This is a genomic window from Peptoniphilus catoniae, assembly GCF_901447155.2.
GTDB lineage: Bacteria > Bacillota > Clostridia > Tissierellales > Peptoniphilaceae > Peptoniphilus_E > Peptoniphilus_E catoniae.
On sequence record NZ_LR588413.1, the window covers coordinates 403,893 to 420,316 of the forward strand.

Annotated in this window: 15 protein-coding genes and 2 other annotated features; of the genes, 3 read left to right on the forward strand and 12 right to left on the reverse strand. The window is 34.5% G+C overall.

What is annotated here, in order from left to right; genetic code table 11:
• Window positions 1–245: 245 nt before the first annotated feature.
• The 6 genes from PEPCATONIAE_RS02135 to PEPCATONIAE_RS02160 form a co-directional block, all read right to left on the reverse strand.
• Window positions 246–1,019 carry an ABC transporter ATP-binding protein gene (locus PEPCATONIAE_RS02135; protein ID WP_138159338.1) on the reverse strand — a complete coding sequence of 258 codons (774 nt, stop codon included), beginning with the start codon at window positions 1,017–1,019 and terminating at the stop codon, window positions 246–248.
• An 8-nt stretch (window positions 1,020–1,027) separates the two neighbouring features.
• On the reverse strand, window positions 1,028–1,909 hold the full coding sequence (locus PEPCATONIAE_RS02140) for an ABC transporter permease (protein ID WP_138159339.1): 882 nt from the start codon (window positions 1,907–1,909) through the stop codon (window positions 1,028–1,030).
• Between the two features lie 9 nt (window positions 1,910–1,918).
• Complete coding sequence (locus tag PEPCATONIAE_RS02145; protein WP_138159340.1) at window positions 1,919–2,944, reverse strand: ABC transporter substrate-binding protein; 1,026 nt, start codon at window positions 2,942–2,944, stop codon at window positions 1,919–1,921.
• Between the two features lie 42 nt (window positions 2,945–2,986).
• Window positions 2,987–3,196, reverse strand: a binding site (T-box leader).
• 63 nt (window positions 3,197–3,259) lie between these two features.
• On the reverse strand, window positions 3,260–4,279 hold the full coding sequence (locus PEPCATONIAE_RS02150) for an ABC transporter substrate-binding protein (protein ID WP_138159341.1): 1,020 nt from the start codon (window positions 4,277–4,279) through the stop codon (window positions 3,260–3,262).
• Window positions 4,280–4,369: 90 nt separating this feature from the next.
• Window positions 4,370–4,598, reverse strand: a binding site (T-box leader).
• 41 nt (window positions 4,599–4,639) lie between these two features.
• Window positions 4,640–5,176, reverse strand: coding sequence for a M15 family metallopeptidase (locus tag PEPCATONIAE_RS02155; protein ID WP_138159342.1), 537 nt, complete (start codon window positions 5,174–5,176; stop codon window positions 4,640–4,642).
• A 75-nt stretch (window positions 5,177–5,251) separates the two neighbouring features.
• Window positions 5,252–5,635: a TRAP transporter large permease subunit gene (locus PEPCATONIAE_RS02160; RefSeq protein WP_282957728.1), complete on the reverse strand. Its 384-nt coding sequence runs from the start codon at window positions 5,633–5,635 to the stop codon at window positions 5,252–5,254.
• Window positions 5,636–5,851: 216 nt separating this feature from the next.
• Here PEPCATONIAE_RS02160 and PEPCATONIAE_RS02165 point away from each other — a divergent pair, with 216 nt between their 5' ends.
• The 3 genes from PEPCATONIAE_RS02165 to PEPCATONIAE_RS02175 are packed head-to-tail and all read left to right on the forward strand — an operon-like array spanning window position 5,852 to window position 8,953.
• The gene (locus PEPCATONIAE_RS02165) at window positions 5,852–7,150 is read left to right on the forward strand and encodes a glutamate-cysteine ligase family protein (protein ID WP_138159343.1); all 1,299 of its coding nucleotides are present in this window, start codon (window positions 5,852–5,854) and stop codon (window positions 7,148–7,150) included.
• Window positions 7,143–8,465 (forward strand): glutathionylspermidine synthase family protein, encoded by a 1,323-nt coding sequence (locus PEPCATONIAE_RS02170; RefSeq protein ID WP_138159344.1) that lies wholly within the window; start codon window positions 7,143–7,145, stop codon window positions 8,463–8,465. Before PEPCATONIAE_RS02165 ends, PEPCATONIAE_RS02170 begins: the two co-directional genes overlap by 8 nt.
• An 11-nt stretch (window positions 8,466–8,476) precedes the next feature.
• Window positions 8,477–8,953, forward strand: a complete 477-nt coding sequence (locus tag PEPCATONIAE_RS02175) for a COG2426 family protein (RefSeq protein ID WP_138159345.1) — start codon at window positions 8,477–8,479, stop codon at window positions 8,951–8,953.
• 227 nt (window positions 8,954–9,180) lie between these two features.
• On the opposite strand, the gene PEPCATONIAE_RS02180 is transcribed toward PEPCATONIAE_RS02175, so the two are convergent.
• The 6 genes from PEPCATONIAE_RS02180 to PEPCATONIAE_RS02205 form a co-directional block, all read right to left on the reverse strand.
• Complete coding sequence (locus tag PEPCATONIAE_RS02180) at window positions 9,181–10,422, reverse strand: FprA family A-type flavoprotein (RefSeq protein ID WP_138159346.1); 1,242 nt, start codon at window positions 10,420–10,422, stop codon at window positions 9,181–9,183.
• A gap of 14 nt (window positions 10,423–10,436) precedes the next feature.
• A complete protein-coding gene (locus PEPCATONIAE_RS02185; protein WP_138159347.1) occupies window positions 10,437–12,368 on the reverse strand; it encodes an acyl-CoA dehydrogenase family protein in 1,932 nt (643 codons plus the stop codon).
• A gap of 183 nt (window positions 12,369–12,551) precedes the next feature.
• Window positions 12,552–13,505: an ABC transporter ATP-binding protein gene (locus PEPCATONIAE_RS02190; protein WP_138159348.1), complete on the reverse strand. Its 954-nt coding sequence runs from the start codon at window positions 13,503–13,505 to the stop codon at window positions 12,552–12,554.
• Window positions 13,493–14,494: an ABC transporter ATP-binding protein gene (locus tag PEPCATONIAE_RS02195; RefSeq protein ID WP_138159349.1), complete on the reverse strand. Its 1,002-nt coding sequence runs from the start codon at window positions 14,492–14,494 to the stop codon at window positions 13,493–13,495. Before PEPCATONIAE_RS02195 ends, PEPCATONIAE_RS02190 begins: the two co-directional genes overlap by 13 nt.
• A gap of 7 nt (window positions 14,495–14,501) precedes the next feature.
• Window positions 14,502–15,455: an ABC transporter permease gene (locus tag PEPCATONIAE_RS02200; protein WP_138159350.1), complete on the reverse strand. Its 954-nt coding sequence runs from the start codon at window positions 15,453–15,455 to the stop codon at window positions 14,502–14,504.
• Complete coding sequence (locus PEPCATONIAE_RS02205) at window positions 15,455–16,381, reverse strand: ABC transporter permease (protein ID WP_138159351.1); 927 nt, start codon at window positions 16,379–16,381, stop codon at window positions 15,455–15,457. Before PEPCATONIAE_RS02205 ends, PEPCATONIAE_RS02200 begins: the two co-directional genes overlap by 1 nt.
• Between the last annotated feature and the right edge of the window lie 43 nt (window positions 16,382–16,424).

Genomic DNA, 16,424 nt, shown 5'->3' on the forward strand with positions numbered 1-16,424 from the left:
ATGTGCTCCGTTTAGTCATTTCGACCGAGCTCAGCGAATGTAGAAATCTCCGTCTCAGTCATTTCGACCAAGTATACGTTCCTATTCAGTCATTTCGACTGAGTGCAGCGAATGGAGAAATCTTCCCTTCAGTCATTTCGACTGAGCGCCAGCGAATGGAGAAATCTCTTTTTTATGAAATCTTTAAACAAATACAAAAAACCTATCTACTATTAAATAGATAGGTTTCTTATTTTTCTATGTTTTTATGATGCCATTCTTAAATCCTTAAGAATATTTTCGTTATAAAGTTTATTTAATTCCTCTTCTGTTATATCCTCTGCCCTTACATCTAAAACAACTTCTCCCTTACTTAGCATAATAATCCTCTTTGAGTACTCAATGGCATTTCTCAAATTATGGGTAATCATAAGGGTAGTGATTTTTTCTTTGTTTATAAGATTTCTTGTCTTCTCCATTACAATTTTTGAAGTTTTAGGGTCAAGGGCTGCAGTGTGTTCATCTAATAAAAGAAGATCAGGTCTTTTTATTGTAGCCATTAGTAGAGAAAGGGATTGTCTTTGACCTCCTGAAAGGAATTTTACCTGAGTGGTAAGTTTATCTTCAAGTCCCAGGTCCAGTTCTTTAAGTTTTTTTACTATAAGGTCCACATCGGTATTTTTTATAAGGTTTTTAAAGGTGAACTTCTCTCCCTTTTTTAGAGCTATAGACATATTTTCAAGAATATTAAGGTTTGGAGAAACTCCCATTGATGGATCTTGATTTACCTTGCCTATATATTTAGCTCTTTTTTCTTCCACTATATTCATAAGCTCTGCTCCATTAAGTTCTATGGAGCCTGAATCTCCTATAATGCTTCCACTAATAAGATTAAAAAGAGTGGATTTTCCACAACCGTTAGGACCTAAAATTGTAGTACATACATTTTCTTCTACATCCAATGAAAAATCTTTAAAAACTATTTGTTCTTCAGGTGTTGACGGGTAAAAAGTTTTACTTAAATTTTTTATTTTTAACATTTCTTCTCCTACTCTTTCTTAATTAGTGGCTTCTTTTTACCTAAGATGCCTATATTGTTATAAACTATAAATACTATTACTATAAGGGCTGTAATCAGCTTTAAATCATTTGGATTTAGACCTGCATAGATAGCAAGCCCTGATATTATCCTGTAGGCTATTGCTCCTATAATAGCTCTTGTTGAAAGCTTAAGTCTTCTGTTATTTCTCATAAAGGTATCGCCTATTATTATTGATGCCAAAGCTGTAACTATCATTGTGGTTCCCATTTGAGAATCTACAAAGCCCTGATGCTGCGCCATTAATGATCCGCTAAGGGACACCAGGCCATTAGAAAGCATAAAGCCTATCATAATATATAAATCTGGGTTTTTGCCTAGAGACCTTACTAGGGATTCATTATCTCCTGTTACTATAAGAAGGTAACCTTGCTCAGTTTTAAAGAAGTAGTCAATAAGAAATTTGACTATCAGTACAATAATTATTAATACCAGCATTTTTGGTAAATAGCTAAAGTTTGAAAATATGTTTTCGTAGTCAAAAAGAGGTACGTTGCTTTTACCTGTAATTCTTAAATTTATAGAATACAGCATAGTCATAGTAAGGATACCGGCAAGTAAGGCTGCAATTTTTAATCTTTTGTAAAGAAAATAAGTTACAAAACCTGCAGCAAGTCCTCCTGCGAAGCTTAAAAGCATAGCAAGAATGGGATTCACTCCTTTTAAGGTAAAGGCTGCAAAGATAAAGGCTCCTAAAGGAAAGGTTCCTTCTACCGATAAATCTGCAAGATCCAATACCTTATATGTTAATACTACTCCTATAGCAAGTAATGAAAATATCAATCCGACTTCTAGTGATGATTGTAATACTGATATTAACCCTTCCAGCATTTTTCCCTCCTAATTTACTTCTTCTGCGCCTTCAAATACTTTTGAGTTTTCATCAAGTCCCAAGGCATCTGCAGTAGTTTTATTAACTATTCTTTTAGTGTCTGTAGAAAATACTACAGGTATATCAGCAGGAGATTTGCCCTTAATAATTTCATCGGCAATTTCCGCTGCACTTCTTCCAAGCTTTACATAATCTATTCCATCTGATAATAAAAGTCCATTTTCAACAGGACCGGACTCTCCTGCAAAGGAAGGTATTTTTGCTTCCTTTAGCCTTTGAGCTATAATACTTGTTGCAGATGATGCAAGGTTGTCCTGAATCCCTACATAACAATCTATTTTAGTAACAAGAGAGCTCATGGCAAGTGATACGTCATTTACATTTGCAACTCCGGCTTTAACAAGCTCAAGACCATGTTTATTTGCAACCTCTTCCAATTCCTTAACCTGTACTTCCGAATTTGCTTCCCCTGTTGAATAAAGTACTCCAAGCTTTTTACAATCAGGAAAGATTTCAAGAAAGTTTTCAAGCTGAGTTTCAATGGAAAAGTAGTCGGAAACCCCTGTAACATTTCTTCCCGGGTGCTCATTTGATTCCACAAGATTTGCTGATACAGGATCTGTTACAGCATTAAATATTACCGGAATATTTTCAACTGAATTTCTAGCTTCTTGAGCTGCAGGTGTTGCTATAGCATAAATTAAATCGACTCCACTACCTTCAAGCTTTTTAACTGCAGTTCCTATAAGAGTTATATCTCCATTTACATTTACAGTTTCCTCTTCAACCTCATATCCCATATCCTTAAGTCCTTCTATAAATCCTTCCCTTGATCTGTCAAGGGCTATGTGTTGTGCAAACTGTACTATACCGACTTTAATTTTTTTGCCTTCTTGTGAACTTTTTTCACCCTCATTTGTTTCCTGCACTGTCTCTTTTGTATTATTTACCTTTGAGTCAGCTGTTTCTTCAGCTTTTTTGCAACCCACAACTAACAGGCTCATTGCTAAAATTAATAATATTATCTTTTTCATATTTCCTCCTTTAACTTAAAAAGTCTCTCACTCCTTGGAATCCCAAGGGGCGAAAGACTTAACTTGCACGGTACCACCCTAATTAACATCTAAAGATGCTCTCATAAATTTAACGCATTTAACGTATCTATCTACTGTTAATTCAACAGATATGGCCCAAAAGTGTATTAAAAAATAATATTTATGGCATCTCACCCTCAGCCACTCTCTGTGAAAAATCTTATTTTTCCTTCTCTTTTGTATAACCAATATTAAATTAATCAGTATTATATTATGGTATCGGTTTAAAGTCAAGTAGAAACATTGAAATTTTTATTATTTAATTATATCGGCATCCTTAAACATTTCATTGTTTAAATCTACACCTAAAGCTTCAGCTGTTTTACCATTTACAAGCTTGTCATTTACCTCATTATATTCAACAGGAATAGTTTTTACGTCTTCTCCGTTTAAAATTTTTAAGGCAAGTCTTGCCGCTTGTGCTCCCTGTTCCTTATAGTTAACTCCCTCACTCATTAAAAGTCCTTCCTTTACCTGTCCTTCTTCTGAAGATAGGGAAGGTATTTTATTCTTTAATAAATTTTCTGAAACTATAGGAGCCGCATTTGCCACCATATTATCCGTTATGGCAAAAAGTGCATCTATCTTTCCTGAAAGAACCGCTATAGCTTGAGGAATATCGTTAACATTGGTTATACCGGTTTTTTCAAGTTTTAAACCTCTTTCTTCAAGAGCCTTTCCAAGTTCTTCAACCTGTACCTGAGAGTTTTGTTCTGATGTGCTATATAAAACTCCAAAAGTTTTTACATCCGGATAAACTTTTAAAAATTCATCTATTTGTTGTCCCGGATCTATATAGTCTGATACTCCTGTAATATTTCCCCCTGGATTTTCAAATGATTCAACTAAACCTGCTCCAACAGGATCTGTTACTGCTGAAAAGACTACAGGTATGTCGTGAATTACATTTTTTGCTCCCTGAGCTGATGGTGTAGAAATTGCATATACCAAATCAACGTGATCTCCCTCAAGTTTTTGAGCAAGGGTTGTTATAAGATTCATATCCCCGTTAGCTGAAACTTCTTCAATTTCAACGTCAAGTCCTTGTTTTTCAAGTTCTTCCACAAAACCTTCCTTAGCAGCATCAAGCGAAACGTGGTCAATGTATTTTATTATACCTATTTTTTTCTTTTCTCCCTGATCCTTTGATTCCTCTGACACTTGAGTATTTGCTGAGTCGGCGTTTTCTTTAGTATTCTCACTTACTTCCTTGCTGTTTTTACCGCAAGCTGTTAACAAACCAATCATAACTAACAAGACTAATATTTTTTTCATTTCTTCCTCCATAAAATTATTTGTTAGAAATAGGGTTATCTTTATAAAAGACATTAGGTAAAAGTTTTTTATAATAAAAAAACCTCCGTCACATAGGACGAAGGATATTCGCGGTACCACCTAATTTTATAATCAAAGATTACCTCATCAGAGTCTAACAACTCATAGCCTATGATAACGGAGACTTCCGAGACAACCTACTATTATTCAGCCGTCCTACTGTAGAGTGAATATTACATATTTCTCTTAGTGCCGGTTTTCACCAAGCCCGACTCTCTGTAAAAAAGATCCATATCTTTCTCTCTGTCTTAGCATTTCCTACATTCTAATTCTTTAAAATAACAATGTCAAGTCTTTTTTTTATTTTTTTAACCACCAAGCATTAAATTCCATATGAGGAGGGTCCTTATAGGTCTTAAAATAATAGCCGGGAGTAAGTCCCACTTCCAAAGCTATGTCGGCACATTTCCTGAAAAATTCCATATCACCGTAAGGATCACTGCCTGCCTTTGCTATATCAAAGGCATGCCTTTTTGTGTGATTGCTGTTTCTAGTCCAGGTTACTTTATTTCCCTCTTCAGTTCTACCCTGAGCGTATAATTTTTCCTGCCTTTCTTGTGTTCTGTAGGTTTCCGTTACAATAACACTAAGACCTTCCTCTTCACACCTTTCTAAAAATTTATAGGCAAGCTTTTTAGTATTGGGGCTTAACTCCTCAAGATCAGATATAATTTCTCCTTGAAAGTAATTGTCTCTATAACTTCCCCTGTCAAAAATAAAAGAATAAACACCTATTCTTGGAAAAATAATAAAAACTATAAAAAGAGTTAAGATAAGCCTTACAAGTTTAAAAATAAAAGTTCTTTTTTTCTTAAAGCCTCTATTTGCACCTTTCATAATATCACCATTTTTATTATACTTTGCAAATCTTAAAAGGCATTTAAAATATTATTAAAATAAAGTTAAAATTATCTATAAAATTTTTATGCTTATAAAAAGAGTGAGCATAGCAAAGTAGAAGCAGAATAAATGAGCTGCTAATGCAGGAACCTTTAATTCTACTAATGCAGGAGCGGCAATAGTTGCTGTAATCAAGTATGAAGGAATAGATGGAAGTCCCATTCCAAGAATTATACAAGTAACCATTGTAAATAACAAGGTTAAGAAAATACTTTGTTGACCAGTTCTAATAATAGTAGATGCAACATTAAGTGCAAAACCCGTTTGAGCAGCTACTCCTACTATAATGCCTACACAGGCAAAGGCAATTGCAACACTGATAGTGGACTTGGCACCTGCTGCAAAAGCTTCAGCCAAATCTTTTAAGCTCATACGACTGAAACGAAACCTTTTCACAGCTTTCTTTTTATATATGGTAATAGAGTTAATAAATTGCAATATTTTATTGTCCAATTTTTATATCAGTTTATTTTTCTCATATAATAATATGCTCCTTAATATCTCTTTAATTTACTTCTTTCATTAAATTTTCAAATCAGCTCCCGCTTTTATTTTTTATTCCTTTAGATTATATACTTTTAGGGTATCAATTTATTATAGATGGAGGTTATTATGGACTCAAAATTAATTAAAGAAAAAATTAAATCTTATATTAAAAATGGAGAAACTCCCAGATCTGATTTTACAGTAGGCGGAGAATTTGAAAACTTTATTATAAGTAATAATACTTTTAAAACAATTTCCTATTATGGAGAAAATGGAGTTGAAGAAAGTATTAGAGAGCTTTGTAGCTTGTATAAGGCACAGCCTTTAATGGATGATGATTATATGCTTGGCTTTTTTGCAGAAAATTTTTCAATTTCAACTGAACCCGGTGCACAATTTGAAATAAGTATTAAATCTCAAGGCACTATAGCTGAACTTGAAAGAATTTATGTAGATTTTATGAAAAATGCTGTGGAAATTTTTAAAAAGAAAAATCAAAGTATAATTTCACTTGGCTATCATCCTGTGACTAAAATTGATGAAATTACCCTTTTGCCTAAAAAAAGATACTCTTATATGTTTGAGCACTTTAAGAAAAGAGGATCTATGGCACATAACATGATGAAGGGCAGCGGATCTGTACAAGTTGCCATAGACTTTGAAAATGAAAGGGATTTTATCAGAAAGTTCCATTTAGGCTCAGCTCTGTCTCCTATTTTTTACTCTATGTTTGACAATGCACCTATTTTTGAAGGCGAGGTTTATAATAAACATAACCTTAGACAAAAAATCTGGGAGAACACTGATAGCGAAAGGTCAGGACTTTTGAAAATCGGCTTTGACAAGGACTTTTCCTATGATAAATATGCGAACTTTATTTTAAATACTACTCCGATATTTATAGAAAGAGATGGAAAACTGTCCGATGCTCAAGGTAAAAAATTTTATGAAATATTTAATGAAGATGATAGCGATGAGCTCATTTTCCATGCTCTTTCCATTGTCTTTCCGGATCTTAGAGTCAAGACTTACTTGGAATTCAGAATGTTTGATGCAGTACCCTACAAATTAAATTTTGCAGCTGTCGCATTAATTAAAGGGCTTTTCTACAGTGAGGAAAATCTTCTTAAATTGGAAAGTTTATATAAGGACAGTAGCTACGAATTAGCTATGAGAGCTAAGGCTGATAGTGAAGAAACCGGGCTTTATGCCAACTACTTAGGAAGGTCTATTTTAGATCATGGAAAAGAATTAATAAATCTTGCATCATCAGGTCTTGATTCAAAAGAAAAATCATATCTTGATCCTATTAAAGAGCTTATGGATGAAGGACTTACTCCTAAAGATATATTTTACAAAAATAAGGACAAAAAAGATTTAAAAGAACTTTTAAAGGCTGACATATTGGAGATGAAAAATGTATAACGATAAATACGTTAAAGATTACTTTGAAATTGTTAATAAAAATCCTAAAAAATATTATAATGACTACGAGAATATACAAAAAAGAGTGGAAAAATCCTTTAAAGATAATCAGGGGCACTTAGTTAAATATCCTTATCAAGGACTTTTCTATAGCAAAGAGGAGGTTGAAAACTTTAAATCTATTTCAAAGACTCTTATGACTATATCGGAAAAAGTCGTAAAGGAATATATTAGAAATCCGGAATATAGAAAGCTTTTTAATTTTGATAAGAAGCTTGAAGAGCTTATTTTAATAGATCCCGGATACAAAACCCCTATACCTATTTGCCGATATGATATGTTTTATAAGAACCCTAAGGATTTTATGTTTGTGGAATTTAATACAGACGGTACTTCCGCCATGAATGAAGAGCTCCTTGTAGGTAAAGAAATTGAAAGCTCCCTTGCAATGGAGACCTTTAAAAATAATTATAAGGTTAAAAATATAAATACTTTTCTTCCATGGGTAGATGAGTCGCTTAATATCTATAGGACTGTTTCAGATAAAAAGCCTAATATCGCCATAGTTGATATTTTAAATGTGGGTACTACTGCGGACTTTTTAATTTTTAGGGACTATTATAGAGAAAAAGGTTATAACTGTGAAATTTGCGATCCTAGAGATTTAACCTATAAAAATGGAAAACTTATGTGGAAGGATTACTCTATAGATTTAGTTTATAGAAGATTTGTTGCCTTGGAATTTATGAAATACTATGATGAGGCCAAGGACTTTATAGCTGCCTATAAAGATAAAGCTTTTGTTATGTTAGGCTCTTTTAGAACTCACCTTCTTCACACAAAGCTTACCTTTTATATTTTAAGGCACAGGGATACCCTTGCCTTTCTAAATGAAGAAGAAAGGACCTTTATAGAAAAGCATATACCCTTTACCGACTACCTTAGTGAGGATGCACTTAAAGAGTTAAAAAATAATAAGGACGATTATATTATAAAGCCCTTTGACGGATATCAAACAAGTGGAGTTTATACAGGTGTCTCTCTAAGTCAAAATGAATGGGAGAAAGTTTTAGATAAAGCTGTTAAGGAAGAATATATTTACCAAAAGTTTTATAAGGCTTCCCCACTTAAGTTTATAAATTTCTCCAGTCCTAATAAGGTGAGTCTGGAGGATTATCAGGGAGTTGTAGGACTTTATATCTATAATGGAAACTTTGTAGCTCCTTATACAAGAATAGGTCAAGACTCAATTATTGGCGGCAAACATAATTATCTTGTTGCTCCAAATATTTTTGTTGAAGAAAAATCCAAATAATCGGTGATTATATGGATACTTTTTTAAATGATATAGGTGATGTTTTTCCACCTGCTTTGGCAGTTGTTTTTATATCCATGCTACCTTTTTTTGAACTTAGATTGGCAATACCTTTAGGGATTTCCTTAGACTTAAAGGTTTATGAAGCCTTTATCTATGCCTATATAGGTTCAATGATTCCCGCCTTCTTTATAATCTACTTTATAAGGAAGGTATTTAATTATCTGAAGGGCTTTAAAGTTCTTAAAAGCACAATTAAAAGATTAATAATAAAATCAAATTTAAAATATGAAAATCTAATGAAGTACAAAATGCTTGGACTATATTTCTTTGTTGCCATACCTCTTCCCGGGACAGGAGTTTGGTCAGCATCTCTTATATCAGATGTGGCTAACCTGGATAAAAAATTATCTCTGCTTGCTATAGCTCTTGGTAATTTAACCTCAGGTCTAATAGTATTAAGTCTAAGTCATCTTGCTTTTAACTAAACAAGCCCCAATTATTCGGGCTTGCCCTTTATGAAAGAATATAAAAATTTTATAAACTGGTGTTATTTATACGGGCTAAGTAACATCAGCTTTTATATTAAATATTTATAGATTCATTAAGATCTAATTAAGCTAAAAGTAGGTCTTAATATAAAAACTGACCTTAAGACTTAAAATCAGTCTAAGGTCAGTTTATTTAATAATTTTAAAAGAATTAAAGAGTGAGATTATTTATTTAATTTTTCCTTTAATTCCTTTATATTTTTCATTGATTCAAGAATGGAATCAACAAGGCTGTTCATATCGTTGGCATTAGCCTTGTTAAGAGAGGTATTAATTGTTACTCTGTCATTTAGCACGTCGCAAAGCTTAAGCTCGTCATCAATAATTTCTTCCATCTTGTCGCCTACTGTACAAGCCCAAGTTCCATTTTCTATAATTGCTATGGTTCTGTTTTGTACATTAAGAGCTGCCATATCCATTATAAAGTTCTTCATAACAGGATATATATTAAGGTTATAGGTTACAGATGCAAGAACTAAGTGTGAATACTTAAATACATCTGAAATCAGCTCAGATACATCTGTTCTTGACACGTCATGTACTACTACATTTGTCATGCCCTTATCACAAAGTCTTGATGCAAGAGTTTGTGCAGCATGCTCAGTGTTGCCGTACATGGAAGCATAAGCAATTACAACACCTGTTTCTTCCGGTTCATACTTTGACCACTTATCATATTTATCAAGTAAGTAAGCAAAATCGTTTCTCCAAACCGGTCCATGAAGAGGACAGATATATTTAATATCCAAGGTTGCTGCTTTCTTTAGTACATCTTGTACAAAAGGACCGTATTTTCCTACTATATTCGAATAATATCTTCTTGCGTCATCAAGCCAATCTCTATCAAAGTTAACTTCGTCATTAAACAGCTTTCCGTCTAAAGCTCCGAAGCTACCGAAAGCATCGGCTGTGAAAAGAACTCCGTTTGTAACATCAAAACTCATTAAAACTTCAGGCCAGTGAACCATAGGTGCTTCTACAAAAGCAAAGGTATGTTTACCAAAGCTTATTGTGTCTCCTTCTTTAACTATTATTTGCTTATGTTCATCTACCTTTGAAAATCCGATTTGTCTCATAATTTCAAAGCCTTGTTCACTTGAAACTATTGTTACATTAGGATATCTTATGCAAATTTCTTCCAATGATCCGCCGTGATCCGGTTCCATATGGTGTACTACTACATAATCAAGGTCCTTATCTCCGATAACGTCTTTTATATTTTTTATAAGATCACGTGCTGCTGACCAATCTACTGTATCAAATAAAACTGTTTTTTCATCTTCAAGTAGATATGAATTGTAGGATACTCCTCTTGAAATTGGAAATATATTTTCAAAAAGTGCTAATCTGTGATCATTTGCCCCAACCCAATAGAGGTCTTCAGTAACTTTTCTAACAGTATACATAATTTGCCCCCCTGTTATTTTCTATCAGCAGGAAAATCTGCTTTAATAAAGTTTTTCTTTTCTTCTTGACATTCAGGACATGCCCAATCATCCGGTAATTTTTCAAATGTTGTTCCCGGATCAATTTCACCTTCAGGATCTCCGTAGTTAGGATCATATTCGTAACCACAACCCGGACATACATATACTCCATAATTAGGTGCAAGTTTTCTAGGCTTAGATCTTCTAACCTTCTTCATTGGAGGTGCAGGTTTCTTTTCACCTTTTCCTAAAGCTTCTGTCAATAAAGGCATAATTTCATGTATGTCGCCTACTATACCATAGTCGGCATTTTTAAATATATGTGCTCCTGCATTAGTATTAATTGCAACTATAGTTGATGCGTCTTTTATACCCTTTAAGTGTTGAGATGCGCCGGAAATTCCAAGGGCGATATATAAATTGCCTTTAAATTTTTGTCCTGACATACCTACATATCTTTCAAGAGGAACTAATTTCATATTTTCAGCTACAGGTCTTGAAGAGCCAAGTGCTGCTCCTGCTGCATGGGCAAGTGCCTTTGCAGCCTTCATATTTTCAGCTGATCCTATACCCTTTCCAACTGATACTACTCTTTCAGCTTCTGATATAGGTGTATCAATAGGAATACCTACAGAAAAGTCATATCCGTCCTTTTTTAGATTTTCTACCAATTCATTTACAGCTTCTTGAGGGCTGTCGGCTTTTATAATATGTCTTTTTCTAACGCCTGTAATGGGGCCTTCCTTTTTGCCAGGTGCTGCTCCTCTTTTCTTTTCTTTAGGCATCTTTCCGATAATGTTTGCTGCTATAACTACGTTTTGAATTTCGTTGGTTCCTTCATAAATAGTAGTAATTTTTGCATCACGATAGAATCTTTCTACTTCCATGCCCTTTAGGTATCCGTTACCACCGTGAATTTGAAGTGCTTCATTTACAACTTCAAGGGCAACTTGTGATGCGTACTTTTTAGCCATGGCAGATTCCATACCATAGTTTTCATGGTTTTGTTTCATTTCAGCTGCTGAATATACTAAAAATCTTGCAGCTCTGATTTTAGTAGCCATGTCAGCAAGTTTAAAAGCTACCGCTTGTTGTTGTGCTATAGGTTTTCCGAATTGTACTCTTTCTTTAGCATATTTTAAAGCTACTTCATAAGCTCCTTGAGCTATACCAAGCGCTTGTGAAGCTATACCTATACGACCTCCGTCAAGAGTTTGAAGTGCGATTCTAAATCCTTGACCTTCTTGTCCAAGTAGGTTCTCCTTTGGAACCTTTACATTGTTAAAAATAAGTTCAGCAGTGCTTGAAGATCTTATACCTAGTTTGTCATAGGGATCTCCAAAGGTAAATCCCTCCCAGCCTCTTTCAACTATAAATGCTGAAATACCGTGGCTTCCTATTCCGGGAGTTGTTACTGCAAATACTACATAAAAATCAGCTTTAGGAGCATTGGTAATAAAAATTTTATTTCCGTTTAATATATAGTAATCTCCGTCTAGTTCAGCTACTGTCTTTGTACCGCTGGCATCACTACCTGCATCAGGTTCCGTTAAACCGAAAGCACCTATTGCCTTACCTTGAGCTAGGGGAACTAGATATTTTTTCTTTTGTTCTTCTGTTCCGAAGGCTTCAATAGGGTATGAACCTAAAGATGTATGAGCTGATAGAATTACTCCTGTACCGCCATCTACTCTTGAAAGTTCTTCTACGGCAATTGCATATGAAAGTACATCTTTTCCTGCTCCACCATATTCTTTAGGATAGGGTAATCCCATCCAACCGTTTTCTCCCATTTTTTTAACTATTTCATCTGGAAACTCACTGTTTTGATCTAACTGAAAAGCAATTGGCTTTACTTCTGTTTCAGCAAAGTCTCTGACAGCCTTACGTAGATCTTCATGTTCTTGACTTGTTTTGAATAACATACACTACCTCCTCTTAGCTTATGCTAAATTAAAAAGAATCTCACACCGTTAAAGGAAATAAAATCTTTTCCTGCAATTAAATTCATTTTATTTTAAAATTGCCGGGGATAAATCTCTATCTCTTTAAAGTATACCCTTTTCCTCTAAAATTATATACCCTTAAAGTTAAATTATATAAAATTTTTATTTAACTAAATGACAGGCAACAAAATGTCCTTGAGTAACTTCCTTAAATTCCGGTTTTGACTGCCTGCACATATCTTCAGCCCTAGGGCATCTGTCTGCAAATGGGCACCTGTCAGGAGGATCAATAGGGCTTGGGACTTCTCCCTTTAAAATTATTCTCTTCTTTTCTTTTTGTACTTTAGGATCTGCTATAGGAATAGCTGAAAGCAGGGCTATTGTATAAGGGTGTAGAGGATTTGAATAAAGTTCTTCTGATTTTGCAACCTCCATCATGTTTCCAAGATACATTACACCTACTCTATCTGATATATATTTCACCATTGATAAGTCATGGGCTATAAATAAATAGGTTAAATTCATTTTATCTTGAAGGTCTATTAATATATTTATTACTTGGGCTTGTATAGAAACGTCAAGAGCTGATATAGGTTCGTCACAAACTATAAACTTCGGTCTTAAAGCAAGGGCTCTTGCCACCCCAACACGTTGTCTTTGTCCTCCTGAAAACTCATGAGGAAATCTTGAACCATGTTCTTCTGAAAGACCTACTAGGTTTAAAAGTTCAATTACTTCTTCACGTCTTTGGTCGGCATCCTTATATACCCCATAAATTTCTAAGGGCTCCGCAACTATTTCTTCAATTGTCATACGAGGGTCTAAAGAAGCATACGGGTCCTGGAAGATAAATTGAAAATCCCTTCTTCTTTTTCTAAGTTCAGATTCTGAAATTTCAAATATGTTTTCGCCTTCAAAATACATTTCTCCCTCTGTAGGCTCAATAAGTCTTGTTATGGTCCTTCCTGTAGTGGATTTACCACAACCTGACTCTCCTACCAATCCGAAGGTCTCTCCGGGATAAATGTCGAAACTTATACCGTCTACAGCCTTTAATATACCTTCTTTAACTTTAAAATATTTCTTTATATTTCTTGCACTTATTAAAGGTTCCATGTTCCCTCCTTCGGCATATTTTCATCATATAGCCAGCATCTGCATAAATGACCCTTGCCATGTTCACTAATAGGCGCCGGATGATCCTTGCAAACTACCATAGCCTCATCGCATCTTTCGTAAAAAGGACATCCCTTAGGAGGAATATATAGATCCGGAGGTGTTCCATGAATTGCTTGAAGCTTATTGTTTCTGTCCATATCAAGTCTTGGTAGTGATGCTAAGAGCTTTCTAGTGTAGGGATGCTTGGTATTATAGAAAATATCATCTGTAGTTCCCTCTTCCATAATTTGTCCTGCATACATTACTTCTACCATATTACTCATATCCGCTACTACTCCCAAATCGTGAGTAATAAGTATGATACTCATTCCGAATTCATTTTGAAGTTTTTTCATAAGGTCAAGTATCTGAGCCTGTACAGTCACGTCAAGAGCAGTAGTAGGCTCGTCAGCTATCATAAGCTTAGGATTCATAACCATTGCTATAGCTATCATTACACGTTGACGCATACCCCCTGAAAACTCGTGAGGATACTGATCAATTCTCGTTTCCGCCTTAGGAACGCTTACCATTTTAAGAATTTCGATAGCTCTTTTTTTTGCCTCTTCCTTACTTATGTTTTCATGTTTAAGAAGACCTTCCATAATTTGTTTTCCAACCTTCATAGTCGGATTCAAAGAGGTCATAGGGTCCTGAAATACCATTGAGATACTTTTACCTCTAATGTTTCTCATTTCCTTATCTGTTTTCTTTACTATATCTTCTCCCTCAAAAAGAATTGAACCACCCTTATAGAAAGCCGGCGGATCCGGCAAAAGTTTCATAATGGAATTGGCAGTAACACTTTTACCGCAACCTGATTCTCCAACTATTGCCACAGTTTTTGATCTAGGCACATTAAATGATACGCCTCTAACTGCTTCAACCTCTCCGAAGAAGGTTTTAAATGATACTCTTAAATCTTTAACTTCTAGTATATTATCCATAGCCGCCTCACTTTCTAAGTCTAGGGTCAAGTGCATCTCTAAGTCCATCTCCCAAAACATTAAATCCAAACATAATTAGGGAAATCATAAGTCCAGGCATAAGAATTTGATATCCCATTCCTATTGCCAAAACTTCGATACCGCTATTTGCTAGATTACCCAGTGAAGGGAGCGGATCTTGCAATCCTAAAGATACAAATGATAGGGTAGCTTCAGAAAATATTGCTCTTGGTATAATTAAGGTTAAATTAACTAAAATGGGACCTAAGGTGTTGGGAAGTATATGTTTAAATAAAATCCAATTGCTTTTAGCACCCATAGATCTTGCAGCCATTACATACTCTGATTCTTTAAGGGAGAGTACCTGGCCTCTTACCAATATAGCAGTAGGTATCCAACCCGAAAGGGTCAAAGCGAAAATTATTACCCCAAAAGAGGTTCCTGATCCTTTTTTTGAAAATACTACTGAAAGTAAAATTACTATTAACAGGTAAGGTATAGAGTAAATAATCTCAGCAATACGCATCATTACAGTGTCTATTTTACCGCTATTCATTCCTGCTATGCCGCCATATAAAACTCCAACTGTTATATTAATAAAAGCTGCAACAAAACCTATTGAAAGTGAATATCTGGCACCGTAGGTTACTCTGGTAAATAAATCTCTGCCTAGGGAATCTGTACCAAACCAATTTTCTGCATTAGGCCTTTGGTTTGTATTTAACATATCCATTTGCTCGTAAGTACGTCCGCTTATCATGGGCCCTACAATGGCAAATATAACCATTAAAATAATTATTACAAGTCCTGCCATGGCAAGCTTATTGTTTTTAAGTCTTCTCCAAACATCAGCCCAATATTTTATAGTGGGTCTTCTAATAGTTTCAGCATCTAATTTATCGTGATCCACCTTTTTAAACATTTCAGGAGATGGTACAAAATTTATATTATTTTCTTTCATCAATTTTTACCTCCTGATAATTTAATTCTAGGATCTACAAAAACATAAAGTATATCAACTAATAAAATCATCAATACCAAAACTAAACCGTAAAATACAGTAGTCCCCATAATAAGAGTGTAATCTCTGTCAGTTATACTTTTTATAAAAAATCTTCCAAGTCCGGGGATACCGAAAATTTTTTCAACTACAAAAGATCCTACAAGTAAATCTGTAGAAATTGTACCTAAGGCTGAAATTATCGGCAAAATTGAATTTCTAATAGCATGCTTAATTATTACTGCTGACTTAGATATTCCTTTACTCTTTGCAGTTTTCATATAATCTTGATTTAGAACTTCAAGCATAGATGAACGCATTAACCTTGCAATTTGTGCCGTTGGCATTAAGCATAGGGCAATTGAAGGTAAAATGGTGTGTTTAAAGGTTCCCCATCCGCTAATGGGGATTGATGTATTTTTAGCTACGAATTGAATAAGTAAGGTTCCCATAATAAATGAAGGTACGGAAATCCCTATTAAGGCGAAAACCATACTGGCATAATCCGGGAACCGGTTTTGATACATGGCAGCTAGGGATCCAAGGATTATTCCTATTATTATAGCATATATAAGAGCTTGTATTCCCAGTCTTACAGACACCGGAAATCCTCTGGCAATCATTTCATTTACTGTTTCTGTTTTTGATTTCATACTTTCACCGAAATCAAATTTTATAATGTTTTTCAAATATATTATGTATTGTTCTCCCGTTGATTTATCAAGTCCATATTTCACTCTTAAGTTGTTATAAACTGTGGGAGGAATTTTACCTTCCTGTTGCAGAGGGTTGCCGGGAACTGCATGCATTAGGAAAAATGTTAGAGTGATTATGAAGAATATCGTCAAAACTGACATACCCAATCTTTTTGTTATATACTTTAGCATGTTGTATCCTTTCTATTTTTAAAATAAAGGAACCCCTACAAGG